The organism is Photorhabdus temperata, assembly GCF_025384845.1.
GTDB classification, from domain to species: Bacteria; Pseudomonadota; Gammaproteobacteria; order Enterobacterales; family Enterobacteriaceae; genus Photorhabdus; species Photorhabdus temperata.
Genome location: NZ_JAJAFX010000041.1, coordinates 19,284 through 40,426, shown reverse-complemented (window position 1 = coordinate 40,426; position 21,143 = coordinate 19,284). Strand labels below are relative to the sequence as shown.

Annotated in this window: 15 protein-coding genes and 1 pseudogene; 13 read left to right on the top strand and 3 right to left on the bottom strand. The window is 45.4% G+C overall.

Translation table 11 applies throughout. The features are described 5' to 3' along the window. Positions 1-34: 34 nt before the first annotated feature. From pepP to gcvP, 6 genes are all read left to right on the top strand, one after another. The gene (pepP, locus tag LGZ99_RS16055) at positions 35-1,351 is read left to right on the top strand and encodes a Xaa-Pro aminopeptidase (protein ID WP_021324003.1); all 1,317 of its coding nucleotides are present in this window, start codon (positions 35-37) and stop codon (positions 1,349-1,351) included. Positions 1,352-1,359: 8 nt separating this feature from the next. Then, complete coding sequence (ubiH, locus tag LGZ99_RS16050; RefSeq protein ID WP_036840615.1) at positions 1,360-2,538, top strand: 2-octaprenyl-6-methoxyphenyl hydroxylase; 1,179 nt, start codon at positions 1,360-1,362, stop codon at positions 2,536-2,538. A gap of 38 nt (positions 2,539-2,576) precedes the next feature. After that, entirely contained in the window at positions 2,577-3,809 is a 1,233-nt protein-coding gene (gene ubiI / locus LGZ99_RS16045; protein WP_036840612.1) for an FAD-dependent 2-octaprenylphenol hydroxylase, read from the top strand. Between the two features lie 358 nt (positions 3,810-4,167). Continuing rightward, complete coding sequence (gene gcvT, locus LGZ99_RS16040; RefSeq protein WP_021324005.1) at positions 4,168-5,262, top strand: glycine cleavage system aminomethyltransferase GcvT; 1,095 nt, start codon at positions 4,168-4,170, stop codon at positions 5,260-5,262. A gap of 107 nt (positions 5,263-5,369) precedes the next feature. Further along, positions 5,370-5,762 carry a glycine cleavage system protein GcvH gene (gcvH, locus tag LGZ99_RS16035; RefSeq protein ID WP_036840610.1) on the top strand — a complete coding sequence of 131 codons (393 nt, stop codon included), beginning with the start codon at positions 5,370-5,372 and terminating at the stop codon, positions 5,760-5,762. Between the two features lie 87 nt (positions 5,763-5,849). Beyond that, entirely contained in the window at positions 5,850-8,726 is a 2,877-nt protein-coding gene (gene gcvP, locus LGZ99_RS16030) for an aminomethyl-transferring glycine dehydrogenase (protein ID WP_036840609.1), read from the top strand. Positions 8,727-8,799: 73 nt separating this feature from the next. On the opposite strand, the gene LGZ99_RS16025 is transcribed toward gcvP, so the two are convergent. The 3 genes and pseudogenes from LGZ99_RS16025 to LGZ99_RS16015 form a co-directional block, all read right to left on the bottom strand. Continuing rightward, a complete protein-coding gene (locus LGZ99_RS16025) occupies positions 8,800-9,549 on the bottom strand; it encodes an SDR family oxidoreductase (RefSeq protein ID WP_036840607.1) in 750 nt (249 codons plus the stop codon). A 3-nt stretch (positions 9,550-9,552) separates the two neighbouring features. Then, a pseudogene (locus tag LGZ99_RS16020) lies at positions 9,553-10,224 on the bottom strand (MFS transporter); the annotation flags it as partial. 230 nt (positions 10,225-10,454) lie between these two features. Then, positions 10,455-11,390 carry a hypothetical protein gene (locus LGZ99_RS16015; RefSeq protein WP_036840605.1) on the bottom strand — a complete coding sequence of 312 codons (936 nt, stop codon included), beginning with the start codon at positions 11,388-11,390 and terminating at the stop codon, positions 10,455-10,457. 1,274 nt (positions 11,391-12,664) lie between these two features. Here LGZ99_RS16015 and LGZ99_RS16005 point away from each other — a divergent pair. The 7 genes from LGZ99_RS16005 to LGZ99_RS15975 are packed head-to-tail and all read left to right on the top strand — an operon-like array spanning position 12,665 to position 21,120. Continuing rightward, positions 12,665-14,098 carry an NAD(P)/FAD-dependent oxidoreductase gene (locus LGZ99_RS16005; RefSeq protein WP_036840604.1) on the top strand — a complete coding sequence of 478 codons (1,434 nt, stop codon included), beginning with the start codon at positions 12,665-12,667 and terminating at the stop codon, positions 14,096-14,098. Beyond that, entirely contained in the window at positions 14,095-14,946 is an 852-nt protein-coding gene (locus tag LGZ99_RS16000) for a HemK/PrmC family methyltransferase (protein ID WP_021324010.1), read from the top strand. Before LGZ99_RS16005 ends, LGZ99_RS16000 begins: the two co-directional genes overlap by 4 nt. Positions 14,947-14,970: 24 nt before the next feature. Continuing rightward, positions 14,971-16,245: an aminotransferase class I/II-fold pyridoxal phosphate-dependent enzyme gene (locus tag LGZ99_RS15995; protein ID WP_036840603.1), complete on the top strand. Its 1,275-nt coding sequence runs from the start codon at positions 14,971-14,973 to the stop codon at positions 16,243-16,245. A 58-nt stretch (positions 16,246-16,303) separates the two neighbouring features. Next, positions 16,304-16,645 (top strand): chorismate mutase, encoded by a 342-nt coding sequence (locus tag LGZ99_RS15990; RefSeq protein WP_021324012.1) that lies wholly within the window; start codon positions 16,304-16,306, stop codon positions 16,643-16,645. Next, the gene (gene pabB, locus LGZ99_RS15985; protein WP_262979340.1) at positions 16,626-18,695 is read left to right on the top strand and encodes an aminodeoxychorismate synthase component I; all 2,070 of its coding nucleotides are present in this window, start codon (positions 16,626-16,628) and stop codon (positions 18,693-18,695) included. Before LGZ99_RS15990 ends, pabB begins: the two co-directional genes overlap by 20 nt. Continuing rightward, positions 18,692-19,564, top strand: coding sequence for a prephenate dehydrogenase dimerization domain-containing protein (locus tag LGZ99_RS15980; protein WP_023045316.1), 873 nt, complete (start codon positions 18,692-18,694; stop codon positions 19,562-19,564). The genes pabB and LGZ99_RS15980 overlap by 4 nt, the downstream gene beginning before the upstream one ends. A 23-nt stretch (positions 19,565-19,587) precedes the next feature. Continuing rightward, positions 19,588-21,120: an MFS transporter gene (locus LGZ99_RS15975; protein WP_262979339.1), complete on the top strand. Its 1,533-nt coding sequence runs from the start codon at positions 19,588-19,590 to the stop codon at positions 21,118-21,120. Positions 21,121-21,143: the final 23 nt, after the last annotated feature.

The window sequence follows — 21,143 nt, the reverse complement described above, 5'->3', positions numbered from 1 at the left end:
ACTCAAAATAATTAACTAAGTCGCAGGAGAGGGTATGATCAAACAAGAATATTTATCCCGCCGTCAGGCTTTACTGGCAAAAATGGCTCCGGCCAGCGCAGCGATTATTTTTTCTGCCCCGCCTGCGCCCCGAAATTCGGATAATGAATATCCCTATCGCCAGCACAGCGATTTCCTTTATTTGACTGGATTCAATGAACCGGAAGCTGTGCTGATATTAATTAAAAGTGATGATAAGCATAATCATAGTGTTCTTTTTAATCGAACACGTGACTTGACTGCGGAAATTTGGTTTGGCCGCCGTCTTGGACAAGAAGCGGCGCCAGAAAAACTGGGTATTGACCGAGCTTTACCTTTTGATGATATCCAGGAAGAGCTTTATCAGCTGTTAAATGGCCTGGATGTGGTTTATCACGCACAGGGTGAATTTGCCTATGCGGATGACATTGTCTTCCAGGCGCTGGATACACTGAGAAAAGGCGGTCGCCGTAATCTTTCAGCCCCTTTAACGATAACTGACTGGCGTCCTTGGGTACATGAAATGCGGTTATTCAAATCCAAGGCAGAAATTGAAATTATGCGCCGGGCCGGTGAAATTAGCGCACAGGCACATACGCGTGCGATGAAGACTTGCCGCCCAGGCATGTTTGAATATCAACTGGAAGCTGAAATTCATCACGAATTTACGCATCAGGGTGCACGTTATCCTTCTTACAATACGATTGTCGGGAGTGGTGAAAATGGCTGTATTCTGCACTACACCGAGAATGAAAGCAGGATGAAAGAGGGTGACCTGGTATTGATTGATGCAGGTTGTGAATATCTGGGTTATGCCGGAGATATCACTCGTACTTTCCCGGTGAATGGCAAGTTCACCCGCGCCCAGCGTGAAATTTACGATATCGTACTGAAAACGCTGAAGGTTTCATTGGAATTGTATAAACCGGGCACCAGCATCAACAAAGTAACAGAACATGTTGTGCGGATTATGGTGGAAGAGCTGGTGAAACTGGGCATTATGCACGGTGAAGTTGAACATTTAATCGAAACCAAAGCCTATCGCCAGTTCTTTATGCATGGCCTCAGCCATTGGCTGGGTCTGGATGTGCATGATGTTGGGCACTATGGCGCAGAACGTGACCGTATTCTGGAGCCAGGAATGGTATTAACGGTTGAACCCGGGCTTTATATTGCACCGGATGCCGATGTGGCGCTGGAATATCGTGGTATCGGTATCCGAATTGAAGATGACATTTTGATCACTGAAATCGGTAACGAAAACCTGACAGCCAGTGTGATTAAAGAAGCTGATGAGATTGAAGCTCTGATGGCGAAAGCAAAACAGGGTTAAGTTAAGAGATGAACGTGATTATCGTTGGAGGGGGCATGACCGGCGCGACACTTGCGCTGGCAATATCTTCCCTGAGCAAGGGGCAGATTCATGTTTCCCTGATTGAAGCAGCAGAGCCGGAGCAGAAGCACCCCGGCTTTGATGCCAGAGCGATAGCGCTGGCTTACGGTACGTGTCAGCGTTTACAACAGATCGGGGTTTGGTCTGCTCTGGAAGATTATGTAATACCAATAACTCACGTTCATGTTAGTGATCGTGGTCATGCAGGGTTTGTGAACCTTTATGCAAAAGAATATCACATTCCAGCTTTAGGCAATGTTGTCGAACTGTATGATGCAGGCCAGTGTTTGTTCGGCTTACTGAAAAATGCTCCCGGTGTGACACTGTATTGTCCATCCAAGGTTCTGACCGTTGAAAGAACGATATCATCAGTGACCGTTACCCTGGACAGTGGCGATCAACTGCAAGGTGAATTGCTGGTCGCCGCAGATGGCAGTCATTCCGCGATTGGTCAAGCCTGTAATATTCAGTGGCAACAGCACCCTTATGAACAGATTGCCGTGATTACTAATGTGCTGACATCAGAGTATCCACAGGGCCGGGCATTTGAACGTTTCACCGAATATGGCCCACTGGCTTTGCTGCCAATGTCTGGGGGGCGGAGTTCACTGGTATGGTGCCATCAGTTGGATCGGCGAAAGGAAATAGCTGGCTGGAATAATGAGCAGTTTCTGAAGCAGTTACAGCGGGCATTTGGCTGGCGACTGGGCAAAATGTTGGAAACCGGCTGGCGCCACAGTTATCCACTCACACTATCCACTGCAAATCAACAAGTCAGCCACCGATTGGCGCTGGTGGGTAATGCTGCACAAACATTACACCCGATCGCCGGTCAGGGTTTTAATCTTGGTATGCGCGATGTGATGACACTGGCTCAGGTTGTTTCTGAGGCTTTTGCGGTTGGTCAGGATATTGGTACTTACCCGGTTTTGGCTAATTATCAACAGCAACGGGTGTTAGATCGGGAAAATACCATTGGTATTACTGATGGATTGATACGGATATTTGCCAATCATTATTTTCCATTACGAGTTGGGCGCAATCTTGGCTTGATGGCGATGGAAAAATTCTCTCCTGTGCGGGATATGCTGGCCCGTCAGACTCTGGGCTGGGTCGTCCAAAGATAACCTCAGATAAAGCAGACAAAATAAGAGGACGTTATATTATGCAATCATTTGATGTGGTTATCGCTGGTGGCGGTATGGTAGGTCTGGCGCTTGCCTGTGGCTTACAGGGCAGTGGTTTGCGGGTGGCAGTGGTAGAAAGCTATCCGCCTGCTCAATCGGTTTCTGCTGGAGAAGAGTATGCTGTGCGGGTTTCTGCAATTAATGCTGCCAGTGAGCGTCTGTTACAGCATCTTGGCGTGTGGCAACAGATTCTGGGTGTGCGTACCAGCCCTTATCAGGGAATAGAAGTTTGGGATCGGGATAGCTTTGGCCGCATTCGGTTCAACGCGGCTGAATATGGCCTGGAATATCTTGGTCATATCATTGAAAACCGGGTTATCCGTGAGATGTTATGGAAAAAAGCGGAAAGCTTGCCGGACGTGACCATGCTGGCGCCTGCGGCTTTACAACAGATTGCCTGGGGAGAAAATGAAGCTTTTATGACATTATCCGATGGTCGCATGCTAACAGCCCGTTTAGTGGTTGGTGCTGATGGCGCTCATTCATGGTTGCGTCAGCATGCGGATATCCCTCTGACATTCTGGGATTATGAACATCATGCGTTGGTGGCGACTATTCGCACTGAAGAACCTCATGGCAGCGTTGCCCGTCAGGTCTTTTATGGTGATGGTATTCTGGCGTTTCTGCCTCTTGCTGATCCACATTTGTGTTCTATTGTCTGGTCACTGCCGGGTGACGCCTCAGATCAGTACAAACAGCTTGATAACACGCTTTTCAACCAGCAACTGGCGGTGGATTTTGATATGCGTCTTGGTCAGTGTGAGCTGATTAGTGAACGCCAGACAATTCCACTGACTGGTCGTTATGCCCGTAACTTTGCCGCTCATCGTCTGGCCTTAGTGGGAGACGCGGCTCATACCATTCATCCATTGGCAGGACAGGGTGTAAATCTGGGTTTTATGGATGTGGCTGAACTCATAGGTGAATTGCGTCGTCTGCATTGCCAGGGGAAAGATATTGGTCAGTACTTCTATTTACGTTGTTATGAACGCCGCCGTAAACACAGTGCTGCTGTCATGTTGGCTGGAATGCAAGGGTTTCGTCAGTTGTTCGACGGCAATAACCCAGTGAAAAAGTTTTTGCGGGATGTTGGGTTATCACTGGCAGACAATTTACCCGGAATTAAACCTCCATTACTTCGTCAGGCAATGGGATTGAATGACTTACCGGGCTGGCTCTCTTCGTCATCCTGTTCAGCTGAAAAAATCTAATTTAGCTTCTTCTTATCGATTATTTTTTCTCATGCATCACTGAAATATGGATAGGTGATTTTATTCATATTTCAGTTAACTCTTAATGGAAAATGTGTGTTTTCTAAAGTTAATTGTTAATTTTGAGTATTATGGCTCATTTTAATAGTTAAAAGTTCTGCATACTCATAGCATGTTTTTTTATTGTTACTGAATTGGACCCTATTTTTACTTATGGTTCATTTTTGTTTTCAGTGATAACTTTTATGTTAAGACATCGTTTGCGTCGCGTTTTTTAGCCGCTTTTTGTTCATGATTCACAGTAGCTGTCGGTTAATACGCGGTATGTTTTCATGTAGGAAATGAAAAGAGGGAAATAATGGCAAAACACACTCCATTGTATGACCAGCATCTGGCCTGCGGTGCGCGTATGGTAGATTTTCATGGCTGGATGATGCCTTTGCATTACGGTTCACAAATGGATGAGCATCATACTGTCCGCACTGATGCCGGTATGTTTGATGTTTCCCACATGACGATTGTGGATCTGCATGGTACTGGCTGCCGTGATTTCCTGCGTTATTTGCTGGCAAATGACATTGCTAAACTGACAGAAAAGGGCAAAGCCTTATACACCGGGATGCTGAATGCTTCCGGCGGTGTCATTGATGACCTGATTGTTTATTACTTTAGCAATGATTTTTATCGGATGGTGGTCAATTCTGCGACCCGTGAGAAAGATCTGGCCTGGATCAATGAACATGCTGCCAATTACCCGATTGATATTCAGGTACGTGATGATCTGGCATTGATTGCTGTTCAAGGGCCTGAAGCTCAGGTAAAAGTACAGTCTCTGCTGAATGATCAACAAAAACAGGCTATTGCCGGAATGAAACCCTTCTTTGGTGTTCAGGCTGATGATCTGTTTATCGCAACAACGGGTTATACCGGCGAAGCGGGCTATGAAGTGGCGATGCCAAAAGAGCAATCAGCCGATTTCTGGCAAAAATTGCTTAGCGTCGGCGTTAAGCCCGCAGGGCTAGGAGCCCGTGATACTTTGCGGCTTGAAGCGGGTATGAACCTCTATGGACAGGAAATGGATGAAACCATTTCTCCACTGGCAGCCAATATGGGCTGGACAATCGCCTGGAAACCAGAAGATCGTCAGTTTATTGGCCGTGAAGCGCTGGAAAAACAGCGTGAAGATGGCACTGAACAGTTGGTTGGCCTGGTGATGAGAGAAAAAGGTGTATTACGTGGTGGTTTAGCGGTCAGTTTTACTGATGAAGCGGGCACCTTACACACTGGCGTTATTACCAGCGGTACATTCTCCCCAACATTAGGATTCAGTATTGCCCTTGCCCGTGTGCCACAAGGGATTGGTGAACAGGCAATTGTACAAATCCGCAATCGTGAGATGCCGGTTCAGGTAGTCAAACCCAATTTTGTGCGGGCGGGTAAACCTCTCGTATAGTCTAATAACTTGATGAAAAATAATACCCTATCTCAGTAGTCGTAATTGGTGCAGGAAAACAAAATAGCCTAATGAGATAAGTTCTAAGATTGAAGGAGACGATGGTGATGAGTAATGTACCCGCAGAGTTAAAATATGTTGAATCACATGAGTGGGTTCGCGCAGAAGGCAATGGTGAATACACCGTTGGTATTACCGAACATGCACAGGAACTGCTAGGCGACATGGTTTTTGTTGATTTGCCAGAAGTCGGTGATGAATTTAATTTTGGTGATGAATGTGCCGTTGTTGAATCAGTAAAAGCCGCTTCTGATATTTACGCGCCACTGAGTGGTGAAGTGATTGCCGTTAATGAAGCGCTGGGTGAAGCGCCTGAATTGGTTAACAGCGAGCCTTATAACGAAGGTTGGCTGTTCCGTATTAAAGCCTCTGATGAGAGTCAATTGGCGAATCTGCTGGATGCCGCAGGATATCAGGCACTTCTGGACGAAGAAGAATAATATGCCCACCGTCGCCCTGTTTCACATCGTGAGCAGGGCGTTTTTATTTGTATGCCATTTCTGGCCAGCTTCAGGAATCAGTAACAAATGACCCAAACATTAAGCCAACTCGAGAACCAGGGCGAGTTTATCCGCCGTCATATTGGCTCTTCTACCGAACAGCAAAAAGAGATGCTGGCGACAGTGGGGGCAAGTTCCCTCAATGAATTAACACAGAAAATTGTTCCCCGCGATATCGCGTTACCAGCGCCACCCGATGTGGGCGGTGGTGCCACTGAACAGCAAGCACTGACTGAATTGAAAGCCATTGCCAGCCAAAATAAGCGTTACCAATCCTATATTGGTATGGGGTATGTGCCTTCTGTCTTGCCACCGGTTATTTTACGCAATTTATTAGAAAATCCTGGCTGGTACACCGCTTATACACCTTATCAGCCGGAGGTTTCTCAAGGGCGTCTTGAATCACTGCTGAATTTCCAGCAAGTGACAATCGATCTGACGGGTTTGGATCTTGCCTCTGCATCTTTGCTGGATGAAGCCACCGCTGCTGCGGAAGCAATGGCAATGGCAAAACGTGCCAGCAAACTGAAAAACGCTGATCGTTTCTTTGTTGCTGATGATATACATCCTCAAACATTGGATGTTGTCCGTACCCGCGCTGAAACCTTTGGTTTTGATGTGATTGTGGATAAAGCCGAAAAAGTCCTGGAGCTGGAAGGTATATTTGGTGTGTTGTTGCAACAGGTGGGGACAAAAGGTGAAATTCATGATTACACCGACCTGATTGCGCAACTGAAACAACGCAAAATCATTATCAGCGTTGCTGCTGACTTGATGGCGCTGGTGCTGCTGACTGCACCGGGCAAACAAGGGGCGGATGTGGTGTTTGGTTCCGCTCAACGTTTTGGTGTACCGATGGGTTATGGCGGCCCCCATGCGGCATTTTTTGCCTGCCGTGATGAATTCAAACGTTCTATGCCGGGACGTATTATCGGCGTTTCCCGTGATGCGGCGGGTAATACCGCACTGCGCATGGCAATGCAGACCCGTGAGCAGCACATTCGTCGTGAGAAAGCGAACTCCAACATCTGTACCTCACAGGTGTTGTTGGCAAACATCGCGGGCATGTATGCGGTCTATCATGGTTCGAAAGGACTGAAACGCATTGCCGGCCGCATTCATCGTTTGACTGACATTCTGGCCGTTGGGTTACAGCAAGCGGGATTTACTCTGCGCTACAAAACCTGGTTTGACACCTTGACCGTTGAAGTTGCCGATAAAGCTGCGGTACTGGCTCGGGCAGATAAAGCGGAAATCAACTTGCGTAGCGATATTCACGGCGCAGTGGGTATCACATTGAGTGAAACCACCCGCCGAGATGATTTGGTCAAATTGTTCTCTGTACTGACAGGCACAGATAGCAAGCTGGATGTTGAAGCACTGGATGATAATGTGGTAGCGGAAAGCTATTCCATTCCTGCATCAATGTTGCGCAATGATGACATCCTCCAGCATCCGAATTTCAACCGCTATCACAGCGAAACAGATATGATGCGCTATATGCACCGCCTTGAGCGCAAAGATCTGGCACTGAATCAGGCCATGATCCCTCTGGGCTCTTGTACCATGAAACTCAATGCTGCGGCAGAAATGTTACCGATCTCCTGGCCTGAATTTAATCAACTGCATCCATTCTGTCCGCCAGAGCAGGCACAGGGTTATCAGCAGATGATAAGCCAGTTATCTCACTGGCTGGTGCAATTGACAGGTTATGATGCTGTTTGTATGCAACCAAACTCAGGTGCGCAGGGTGAATATGCGGGTTTGCTTGCTATTCGCCGTTACCACGAAAGCCGTGGAGAAGAGGATCGTCATATCTGTTTGATCCCAAGTTCTGCTCATGGCACCAACCCGGCTTCGGCTCATATGGCGGGTATGACCGTTGTGGTGGTGAGTTGTGATAAAGAGGGCAACATTGATCTGGCAGACTTGCGCGAAAAAGCGGAAAAATCCGGTAATGAGCTTTCCTGCATCATGGTGACCTACCCATCAACACACGGCGTATATGAAGAAACTATCCGTCAGGTGTGTGAAATCATTCATCAATATGGTGGTCAGGTTTACCTTGATGGTGCGAATATGAACGCACAGGTTGGCATCACCGCGCCCGGTTTTATCGGCGCTGATGTTTCACACCTCAACCTACACAAAACATTTTGTATCCCACATGGCGGTGGCGGCCCAGGCATGGGGCCGATTGGCGTAAAAGCGCATTTAGCGCCGTTCTTGCCGGGGCACTCAGTGGTTCAAATGGATGGTCTGACTGAACAGAGAGCGGTCTCTGCTGCTCCGTTTGGCAGCGCATCCATTCTGCCTATTAGCTGGATGTACATCCGAATGATGGGTTCGCAAGGGCTGAAACAGGCAAGTCAGGTAGCGATTTTGAATGCCAACTATATTGCTGCCCGCCTGAAAAATGATTATGACGTGCTGTATACCGGTCATAACGGCCATGTAGCGCATGAATGTATTCTGGATATTCGGCCACTGAAAGAAGAGTTTGGTATCAGTGAAATGGATATTGCCAAGCGTTTGGTTGACTATGGTTTCCATGCGCCCACGATGTCATTCCCGGTTGCCGGCACGCTGATGGTGGAACCAACAGAATCAGAAAGCAAAGTGGAAATTGATCGTTTTATCGATGCAATGCTGTCAATCCGTGCTGAAATTAACAAAGTTGCGCAAGGTGAATGGTCATTGGAAGATAACCCATTGGTCAATGCGCCTCATGTACAAACTGAGCTGGCTTCTGATTGGAATCATAATTACAGCCGTGAAATTGCTGTTTTCCCAACCGCAGAAACCAAAGCCAATAAATATTGGCCTGCGGTTAAACGCCTGGATGATGTTTACGGTGATCGTAATCTGCATTGTTCCTGCGCACCTGTCAGCGATTATCAATAATCACTAAATAATGTGGCAACATCGGTATAATTACCGGTGTTGTTATTTTTTGTCATTTTTAAACTATAGTGGTCTATTTTCCTCCCGCCAGATCGATGAAACTACCAGTGACATATGAAGCCTCATCAGACAGTAACCACACTATCGCTTGGGCTACCTCCTCAGGTTGACCGCCACGTTTCATAGGCAAATTATCTTTTACTCGATCAACCCGCATTGCTTCACCACCATAAGCATGCATCTCGGTATAAATGAATCCAGGACGAACAGCGTTAACGCGAATTCCTTGGGCGGCCACCTCTAGAGATAGACCAATGGTTAAGGTGTCAATAGCACCTTTTGAGGCGGCATAATCCACATATTCATGTGGAGAGCCTAGTCGAGATGCTGCTGAGGATACGTTAACAATGGCTCCTCCCTGACCTCCATGGCGAAGCGCCATACGTTTAACCGCTTCACGTGCGCAGATAAAACTGCCGCTGACATTAGTGGCAAATATAGTGGCTAACCGCTGTGCATCCAACTGTTCAATGGATGCCTGAGGCATAAGTATTCCGGCGTTGTTTACTAATCCGGAAATTGGACCGAGCTCTTTATCTATTTGCTGGAACAGTTCCACGATCTGTTCTTCTTGGGCAATATCTGCCTGTACGGCAATGGCTTCCCCGCCAGCATGAAGAATCATATCGACAACCTCTTGCGCGCAGGCTTTACGCGTATGATAGCCAATACAAACCTTATGTCCTTTGCTTGCCAGACATAACGCGGTAGCCCGACCAATGCCGCGATCACCACCGGTGATCAGGGTGATTTTATTTTTCATGTTTTATTTATCCAGTCGCAAATTTATTTTTGATTTATTTATCAACATCAAAATAGCAATACTAAGGCAAAACAACGCCATTACGGTAAATACCCCTTTACCCCACCATTCTAGCAACGCGCCACCGATAAAAGGCCCCAAGGATAACCCCAGAACCACAAGTGTTGATGCACCTAAATAGGCTCCACGATAGTGTTCCGGTGCCAGACGGTCGAGCAAGATGCTCAGATTAGGTAACAAGATGGCTTCTGCAATGCTGAACACCACTGCAACCAAGCCCCACCAGAATGCACTGGCGGTATCGTTAATCCAGAACAACAGCTGGGAAACGGCAAAGATCAGCGCGCCAACTGTGATGCGTTGCCCGAGTGGCGTATTGGTTAACAAAGGCACCAGATAAACCTGAGCGACTAACACTGTTATCGCATTGGTGATTAGGATCACTGTCACCAAATCGACTGCGCGTGTAGTATCCAGCATCAATAAATATTGCGGCACGATGGATTCAATTTGAGCATAAACGAGATAACAGAGAATGCTACTAATCAGTGCTACAAGATAGATATTGTCCCGTACGATAATAGAAGTGACATGCCAAATATTTGTTTCCTCTTTATGTTTTTCTACCGAATTATCACTAAACAGCAGCTTCCCTGCCGGAATGCTAAAGAAGGCAAAAAGTAAAAATTATAGGCCATGAGTGCATTTTCTTTGGCGGGAAAAAGGCTAAAATATAGCAAGTGACTACTTCACCGTATTTTCGGTGGTGTGGGAGGAGGCTGACTGTGAAGTCAGCCCTTATCCCGATTCGCATTGGACGAGGATTTACGGTGGTTTTTGCTAACCGCCTCCCCTGAAAAATTCACCTAATTAATTGGTTGTTAATAATTCAACGCATCAAGAATTTATTTCTTCAACAAGGCGATTTCATCCGCATTTTTTTGACTCAACAGAGTAAGATTAGTAATAGAACGGATAAGATTGTCTATCGTGTTTTTCAACGTTTTAATATCCGTTTCCAGTTGCTTATTTTTTTTATCCAATGCACTAATTTTTACCAATTCAGAATATAATTGCTGACCATTTACCGCCTCGGTGCTGTTATTTGAAACATTCCCAGCAGCAACATTCACGATCTTACGTTGATTATTCGGTTTTCCGACAGAAACAATATTTGGTTTGTTGGCAACAGAATTTGCACCTAATGCAATGCTCCCACTTCCTGTTACAGAGGCGTTTTGACCAATCGCAATTCCCTGAGACGCACTGACATTAACCTTTTGCCCCAGAGCAATAGAAGACGAACTGCTGGATGAGATGTTTTGACCAATCGCAATTCCCTGAGACCCACTGACAATAATTTTTTGCCCAATAGCAATAGAAGACGAACCGTTGGATGAGGAGTTTTGACCAATTACAACTCCTTGGTACCCACTGGCATTAACCTTGTGCCCCAGAGCAATAGAAGCCGAACCGCTGGATATAGAATTTGCACCTAATGCAATGCTCGCATTACCTGTAGCAGAGGAGTTTTGACTAATTGCTACTGCCTGAATCGCACTGGCAACAACTTTTTGCCCAATAGCAATAGAAGCCAAGCCAGAGGATACCGAATCAGCACCAATCGCAATTGGCCAGATAACTTTATAATCGTTAGTTTCTTCTTTCCTACCCGCCTGTTGATTTTGCCCAATAGCAATAGCTGATTCACTAATTGATTTAGAATTTAGTGGTGAAGCACCAATTGCTATAGCATGTATTGCTGGTGCTTCTGCATTGCCAACGACAACTGAATCTTTACCAACTGTTTGATCAGTTATATTCATATTTTCTGTAGACATATATACCTCTCAATTTAGAAATTAAATTACTATACTCTTCATCTTTCAAGTTGCTGCTTTGTTGGCTGCGTTCACTTACCCCAGTCACATCGTTATCTATGCTCTTGGGGATGCGTTCACTTGCCGCCGCGCTGCAACTTGAAATCTATTGGGTATATAATTTTTACTTATCGGTAAAACAAATATTATACGTAAAATTGAGGTTGTAAATAAATTAAAATTATGAGGTTTTAAATATATTTCATGGGATTTATTTAATGTGTCACTAAGCTTTTAATAATGTATTTTTTATCAAGTTTACCATGATTAATTACCTGTAATTATATTATTTCCATATGCTTTAATTATTATCTGAATAATTTATTAATATAATAAACCCAAGTAAATTAAGTAAAATTTATTGATTATAAATGATTTGTTTGTGCTCATTAACACTACCCCTGTTTTTAATTCTTTCTCTTCTTTCATAACAGCCATCGCGTTTACGACACGGTTTACTGGCAATTCTGAGCGATATCTTCAATGTGGAAAAATAAAAGAGAGACCAGTCACAGGATAATCTGAAAAATTAACGATTATCTCAACTATCCGGTTACTACCCATAATAGTCAATTTTGGTATAATAACATTTGTCTCTATCTTATATATTTTAGTGAAAATTGATGGCGAATATAAATTTAAAAAAACACCTTTCTTGAGAATTTTTGTTTTTTTATTGAAGAATAAAAGATATTTAGAATATTGTTCCCCGTAACAATTCGGATATAAATTGTTTTTATTTCATACTGAAAACATTTATATGATTTTTTTATTTATAATATAAGACTAAATTTATTTGACAGTTTTGTATTTGGTGACTATTGTTCTCTTCTGATTAGCAAATGTTATTGCTAATCTAATAATATCCTTTGTTATTATTTCTTTTAAATAGAAATGATATTTATGTGAAATTATTTAACTTATTGTTTTTATTTGTTTTGTTTTGGGGTTGTGACTTTAATTAAATTAATTTTAATAGGTTATTATATTCATTTGATGATAAATTGAAACTATTTCTTATGTGATAATTTATCATCGAATATTTATTTTTAAATTTGGCAGATGTCTTGGTGTGGTTCGTGATTTTAATTACTGATGACCACACGGTTACTTTTTTTGCAATTGATATAATGCAGTAAAAATACCTTATCCATAATAAGGTAACAATTATTTATCCGTCGTTGTTGACAAAATATTTAAAATAAATTGGCCATAGGCCATACAGGAGTAAATAAGTGAAATACGACTTTATTGTCGTTGGTTCAGGGGCAATTGCAGGTTCAATCGCCTATGAGCTGGCAAGTAGAAATCTTTCGGTTTGTAGGGTTGGAAGTACTGATCGAACCAATGCCGCCTCCAAAGCAGCAGGTGCAATGAATGGTTGTTTTGGCGAAATTACCAGTGGCTTATTAGCGAGCGAACACGGTAAGTTGAAATTGAACATGGATTGTATTTCCAAAGCGCTTTGGCCTGCCTGGGCGCAGCGATTAGCTGACTCTTCTGGTGATACGCGATCTCTGTTCACCGCTAAAGGGACTCATGTGATACTGAATACTGCCGGGATGGAAGAGATTGACAGTGTCAATTATGACGCTATCGAACAAACCCTGAACGAATATGCGGCCCCTTATGAAACCGTTGATCCGCGTGAAATTGAATGGTTAAAGCCTAACGATCTGGTGCGTCCGCTTCGTGCTTTATATATCCCTGATGAACATGCCCTGGATTCGCATTTATTGCTGGAAAAGCTGGATGCGGCATTGGTTGCTGAAGGTGGCGTTCTCAAAGATGAGAATGTTAAGAGTGTACTGATTGAAGACAGTTTAGCCATTGGCGTCGAATTGCTGAGTGGTGAGCGTTTAATGGCGGATAAGGTGGTGGTTGCCGCTGGGGCGCACTCGTTGGATCTGTTATCGAATATCCCTTCTGTTGTTCGGCAGATCCCACCGATATTTGCCGGTTATGGGGTATCCATTCTGGTCAAGATGCCAAAAGGCAGAGAATTACCGACGTCGGTGATTCGTACTCCTAACCGGGCATTTGCTTGTGGGCTGCATTGTGTACCCCGCGGTGATGGTGTTCTGTATCTGGGTGCGACGAATATTCTGGCTGAAAAACCACGCAGTCAGGCACTGATTTCAGATGTGCAGTTCCTGCTGGGTTGTGCGTTAGATCAGTTGGATATTAACTTACATGATGCTGATATTCTTTCAATTCAGGTCGGTAACAGACCAATCCCTGCTGATGGGTTTCCATTAATTGGTGAATGTGGTGTGAATGGCCTTTGGCTGGCTACCGGGACTTACCGTGATGGCTTACATCAGTCACCGTTACTGGCAGATTATGTTGCTAATGCGTTGACTAGAATAGAAAATACGCAAATTAACCTGGACTCCTTCAATCCGGTTCGTCCTCCGTTAGTGGGTTTCTCCCGTGAAGTGATGGCTAAAGAAACCGTCCAGCAAATGCTTGCCACTGGTTACGAATATCGCTGGGATATCAAACCTTATTGGTTGCCGCTGCTGAATGAAGGCATGACACGCAATTATCAGGATTTGATTGAATCGCTTCATCCTCAGTTCACACCACCGCCAGAACTGGTCGCTTTCTCTTATATTTATGAATCCATGCGTGAACGGTTACGTAGTTACTACGAGGCATGGTCATGAATTCTTCATTGAAAGATCAGGCTGCTATTGATAAGGCCAGGGAATTACTGGCAGAGGCGGGTGTTTGGGATGTGGAAACCGATCTTGATTGCCTGATTGACCGTTATCTGGAGAGGCGCTGTCAGGATCGCGCCCGCGATGAATTTATGCTTGCGGTTCATGAGCGTTGTAACCGGATCCCACTTGGGCATATTGTCGGCATTGCGGATTTTGATGAACTGCCTTTGGTGGTCGGTACGGGGGTATTTATTCCGCGTCCTCATAGCCAGATTATCCATAAATGGCTGGAGAATGAACATGAAGTACCTCAGGGATCAGTGGTTCTGGATTTATGTTCGGGGAGTGGTGCTATCGGTTTAGCCATCGCTAAACGTCGCCCGGATTTAAAGGTCACTTGTGTTGAATATGACGACATCGCTTTTCAATACCTGACGCGCAATATCTCCCGGTTGGTTAGCTGGGCGGTTAAAGCGGATGCATTAAAAGCCGATTTACGGGATTGGCAGGCATTTTCTCAATTTAACGGATCGGTAGCGTTAATTGTCGCTAATCCGCCTTACGTTCCAGAGCAGCAGACAATATTACCGGAGTGGGAGGAACATCATCCTTATGTTTCGGTGTATTCCGGGGATGATGGACTCGATTTAACGCGGTTGATTATCAAACAAGCCAAACAGCTACTGCAATCAAATGGCTGGTTGGTCATCGAACATGGTGAAAATCAGCAGGAGAGCGTCAGAACACTATTTTCAGACGCCGGTTTTTCTTTGGTCCGAACAATTATCGATGAAAATATTTCTGACACAACAGGCAGTTCGGTAATCACTGTAGGTTGTCAGCTCATTTGAACTCAGACAGCAGGAGTCTAGATAATGGATGTAAAACAGAAGCAGGATTGGATGACGATTCGCAGGTCACGGACCACCGGCGCTTTAGCGCAAGCTATTGATGAAGGGCTGACCAGTTTCACGGTAGTAGAACGTCAAGGTAAGCAAATTACGACAGAAGAAGGCAACGTTTTTACGGAATTTGTTTCCTGCTCTTATTTGGGATTAGAACATCATCCTGCGTTAATTGAGGCAGCAAATCAGGCAATGGCCCGGACCGGAATACATTTGTCATCGTCCCGTGGTGCGATGCGCCCGCAATATTTGGGGCAATTGGAAGAGTTGCTGGAAGAAATTTATCAAGGTGGCTCCGTTGCTGTTTTCACTTCCACTAGTAACGTTCACCTGGGTGTATTGCCGTTATTGGGCAGTGGTTCTTTGCCTAACTATCCACTTACCCGGCCAGTACATTGGTTGATGGATAAAACTGCTCATGCGTCTATGCAGGTATTACGCGGTATTCTCGAACAGTTCGGGCCAGTATCGCGGGTCGATAGTGCTGATGAACAGTCGGTACAGCAAGCTTTGCAGAACTGCGGAGAGAATCAGCGTACCCCCATCCTGCTGATCGATGGTATTGGCTCAATGAATGGTTTGATTCCGGTTGCAGAATTAACCCAAAAATTGGCGGCTGCCGGAGGCTATGTTTATGTCGATGATGCTCATGGTATTTCCATTGTAGGGCGTCATGGTGCGGGCTATGCCTTTGCGGCACTTGACCATATTTTACCATCCAACCTCATACTGGCAGGTTCGCTATCCAAAGCGTTTGGTGGCGCGGGGGGTTTTGTGGTGGTTGCCGGTGTCGATGATATTGAAGTAATTAGTACTCTGGCGAATCCTCTGGTTTTTGGTCATTCGATTATGGTGCCGATGTTGGCCGCTAACGTTGCCGCAGCAAAACTCCATCTTAGCCTTGAAATAGAAATACGGCAGGAACAGCTATGGAAGAACGTTAATCTGTTTGATTCCTTGATAGGTAACAGCTTGATGAATGCCGGTGTGCAATCTCCTGTTCGTGGCGCTTTATTCGAAAATGAAGCTGAAGGGCTTGACGCTGCACGTCTGCTGCGTGACAACGGCATCTTATTGTTCCCGGTATTTTATCCACTGGTTCAGGATGGCAATGCCATGTTGCGCTTTGCCTTCTCCAGTGAGCATAAGGAGAGTGAAATCATGCACTTAGCAAATACCTTACTCAAAATACGGGAAAAAGGGCTGAATTGGTCTGAGCCACAAGCTATTGCTCCACAGGTATAAGTGACATAAATTTATTGATGAAAATGATTGAAATAAACCAGTGATAAAGACCAAATATATGACTCAATCAATAATAGATAAACAGGATATATTGCAACCTCACAGGGAATCTCTGGATGTTATTAATATGCAGATTTTAGCGCTGCTTTCAGAACGTATGAAGATCTGTATGAAAATCGCTGAGATAAAGGCGGAACAGGATATTCCGATGATGCAGCCACAACGTATTACCTCGTTATTGGATATATTGAGGGATAAGTCAACGGATTTTGGGTTACGGCCTGAATACACTGAATTAATATTTCAACTGGTTATTGAAGAAACCTGTCGTCGAGAAGAAGAGCTGATTGATCAGTTGCTACACGAGAAAGCAAAGAATAATGAAAATACTGCTCATTGATAATTATGATTCTTTTACGCAAAACATTGCTCAATATCTGTATGAAGTGACCGGGAGCGTGCCATCTGTCGTCACCAATTCTCTGACTTATGAAGCGCTGGCGATAGACAATTATGATGCGGTTGTACTTTCTCCAGGGCCAGGGCATCCGGCTGAAAACAGCGATTTTGGTGTCTGTGCGGAAGTCATTGCCCGCGCCGAAATTCCACTATTGGGTATTTGCCTTGGTCATCAGGGAATTAACCTGGCATTTGGTGGTTTTGTAGAACATGCACCTAATCCGGTGCATGGCTATCGCAGTCGCATCAGGAATACCGGAGAAGGGTTATTCCTCGGTTTGCCTGAGCAATTTGAAGTGGTCAGGTATCACTCGCTGGTCTGTACCCGGTTGCCTGACAATCTTAAATGCACCGCCTGGACTGATGATGGCTTAATTATGGCAATTGAGCACACCCAAAGACCGATTTGGGGTGTTCAGTTTCATCCTGAGTCGATTGATTCTGAATATGGGCGTGAATTACTGAGTAATTTTGTTCGTATAGCAAAGACGTATAAAGAGAATAACGGGCAGGAAATGACCGCTCAGAATAAGTGTATTTCTGCCCATGAAGCTTATCTAGCGGTGGGTGGAAAGCAGCATCTCAACCTGAATTACCGTGAGTGTCAGGGCATCATCGATCCTGAATCTCTGTTCATTCAACATTATGGCGATGATACTCACTCTTTCTGGCTGGACAGTGAAAATTCGGATAGGCCCAATGCCCGATTTTCAATCATGGGAAGTGGTAATGAACCGGGTGCTGTCAGGCTTGAATACCATGTACAGACGGAGAGTTTGCGTTTGACCGGTCCTGATGGTGAAAGGATTGTGCAGGGTGATTTTTTCTCATTGATGTCTGAACTGCTTGATCTGGTGAAAATTTCCACGCCAAAACAGATGCCATTTGTCTTCAAAGGTGGCTTTGTTGGTTATTTAGGATATGAGTTAAAGGCGTTGACCATTGGCAGCAGTAAATATCATTCAGAACATCCTGATGCCAGTTTAATCTTTACTCCGCATTTTTTTATCTTCGATCACCAGCAGCATAAGCTTTATGAGTGTCTTATCACGCCAGTAGGCCAACCACAAAATTGGCCGTTGGAACCTGTAGTGACCATGGCAAAAAATACCGGTGGGGTGATACCTGACTTTATTCCAGGCGCTGTTGATCAGAACAAAATTCGTCTGGAATATGGGGCTCAGAAGTATATGGATGGGATCCATAAATCACTTCAATACATCACCGATGGCGAGTCTTATGAAATCTGTCTGACGAATAGAGCGAAGATGGCTTATTCAGGGTTGCCATTGGATGCTTACCGACGAATGCGTCATGCCAGCCCTGTGCCTTATGGCGCCTATCTGGCATGTGGGGATTTTGCTGTACTCAGTGCATCGCCGGAGACGTTTTTACGCATCGATGAGACCAGAGGTATTGAATCCAGACCGATTAAGGGAACCCGGCCACGGGGAAAAACGGAAGCTGATGATCAGCATTTTCAGGTGGAATTGAGTCAGTCAGCCAAGGATAGAGCTGAAAACCTGATGATAGTGGATTTAGTGCGCCACGATCTTAATCAGGTGTGTCGTCCCGGCACTGTTCATGTGCCTGAATTGTTTAAAGTTGAGAGCTTCTCTTCTGTACACCAATTGGTTTCGACAATACGCGGTGAATTACGTGAAGGCACTTCATCAATGGAAGCCATCCGGGCATGTTTCCCGGGAGGATCAATGACTGGCGCACCGAAGAAACGCACAATGGAGATCATTGACGCTTTGGAGTCATCGGCACGCGGTGTCTACTCTGGTGCGCTTGGATGGTTATCTTTCAGTGGTGAAGCAGAGTTGAGCATTGTTATCCGAACGGCGGTGTTACATCAAGAATGTGCCGAGTTCGGCATTGGCGGCGCCATTGTCGCTCACTCCGATCTTTATGGTGAATTTGAAGAAACATTGGTGAAGGCCAGTGTGCCCTATTTCAGTTTTAGCCATATAGCGGAGGAAGTGTGAGTAACCATAAAGTCGTCATTCTTGGTGGGCAAGGTGCTATTGGTTCTTTATTGGGGCATCTTTTTACTCAAAGTGGTTGCACGGTATACCGTGTTGACCAACGAACGCAGGGAGAGCATTCTTTCTGCTACCAGCTTGATATCTTAAATCCCGCGGCTGATTCTGAGGCGATTTTTACTGAGGCAAAGGCGGTCGTCTTTGCCTTACCGGAAGCGGTTGCAATACAGGCTCTGCCTTGGGTGCTATCGGTGATTGGTGATGATGTACAGATAGTATCAACCTGTTCGGTTCAGACACCTTTCCATTCCGCTTTAAGAGCTGCTGCCCCCGGGCAGCCTTTCATCGGTGTTAACCCGATGTTCTCGCCATCCTTGTCGGAGCAAAAAAGGCCAGTTGCAGTCATTCTTGATAACTGTCATGTTAACGAGCATTGGATTGAGTTGGTATTGACGCAGGCGGGTATGCGCATCAGTAGAATGACGCCGGAGGAACATGATCGGGTGATGGCGTTTTGTCAGGCTTTACCCCATGCCGCGATATTGATTTTTGGCCTGGTTCTGGCGAAAAGCCCGTTGGATATTGGTACCTTGGTGACGGTTGCACCGCCGCCAATGCGTACCATGCTGGCGTTATTATCAAGGGTTTTACTCAATCCAATGGAAGTGTACTGGGACGTTCAATATGAAAACCCTATGGCTGCCGAACCGCGTCAGGAGTTACTGCATGCCATACAACAGTTAGATTCAATAGTGCAGGCTGGCGATCAAACTGAATTTAGCAATAACCTCAGACACATTGCACAACAGCTGGGGGAACAGCTCAATATTAGTGCTGCTGATTGCCAGCATATTTTTTCAACGCTTGAATGATAATTAGGAAAGGAGTTGAGGGGATGTCATTAAATAGAGTTGCTGAGGCTAACGGGCAGGCAGGACTCAGAAATTGGCTGGGATTACTGATATTGATGTTGCCGGTATTGTTGGTGACTGTGGACAATACGATCTTAAGCTTTGCTTTACCGAAAATTGCTGAAGCTCTGGGACCCAGCGCCAGTCAGCAATTATGGGTAATTGATGCTTATTCACTGGTATTGGCGGGTTTACTGGTATCAATGGGGAGTATTGGTGATCGTGTCGGCCATCGTTCATTGCTGTTATTTGGATCTTTGGGATTCACCATTGTTTCGGTATTAACAGCGCTGTCAACTTCACCCGAACAATTAATTGGAGGGCGAGCCGCACTTGGGTTTTTTGGTGCGATGCTGATGCCTTCAACTTTGGCTTTAATCAGCACTCTTTTTGAGGATCGTGAACAGCGTCGGTTAGCTGTCGCTATTTGGGCGACAACATTAACTGTCGGTTCAGCGTTGGGGCCTGTCATTGGTGGTGTTCTGTTGCAATTCTTTGACTGGAATTCCATTTTTCTATTGGCAGTACCGGTATTGGTGCCATTGTTGATCTTCGGCCCGATGTTATTGCCGGAGTCCGATAAAAAACAGACGGGTATTATTGATGTATATAGCGTTGTATTATCGATCATCGCCATGGTTGGTATTGTTTACGCGATTAAACATCTTGCCAGTGACGGGTTTGAAATAAGTGTGATAGTGGAATTGTCTGTTGGCTTGGTTGCCGGCGTGTTATTTGTTCGTCGGCAGCGGCGTCTGTCTGTACCGTTGATGGATCTTTCACTGTTCCGTAATGGTATGTTCACCGGTTCGATTATGGTCAACTTATTGAGTCTGGCTTTGCTGGTTGGCTTTGTCTTTTTTGCCACTCAGGTCTTGCAAATCGTATTGGGTATGAAACCGATTTCGGCCAGTTTAGCGCTGGTTCCCGGGCAAATAATGGCGATTGTGATTGGCATGGCGATAGTGCCTGTTGCTCAACGGGTGCCGGCTTATTACCTTGTGCCAATGCTGCTTGCTTTTGCTGGTGCTGCGTTTCTTCTGGTAGCCAGTTTCGGCAGCGATTTGACCACGTTGGTAATTGCTTTCGCATTATTAAATGTTGGTGTGGGCGCAATTGCGTCGGTGTCTAACGATCTGGTGCTTTCGTCAGTGCCGTCATCGAAAGCCGGGGCGGCATCGTCAATAAGCGAAACTGCTTATGAAGTAGGTGTTGTACTTGGCACGACCATTATCGGTGGATTGGTGACTGCCTTCTATCGTGTCACTCTGCAATTGCCGGATGGGATCTCTCAGGAACAGACTGGGTTGGCGTTAGAGACTCTGGCTGGTGCTTACGTTGTAGCGAACTCATTAGCCGAGGCGGAAGGGCAACAACTCATGACAGCAGCAGCGGAATCTTTCACCAGTGCTATCCATATGATGAGCTGGATGACCGCGGTATTGACCGGTGTCGTGGTATTGATCGCCTGGCGTTTACTGAAAGCGCCACAGAAACAACAAGTGCTTGAGTATTGATAGTTTTATGTGCAGCCGTTGGT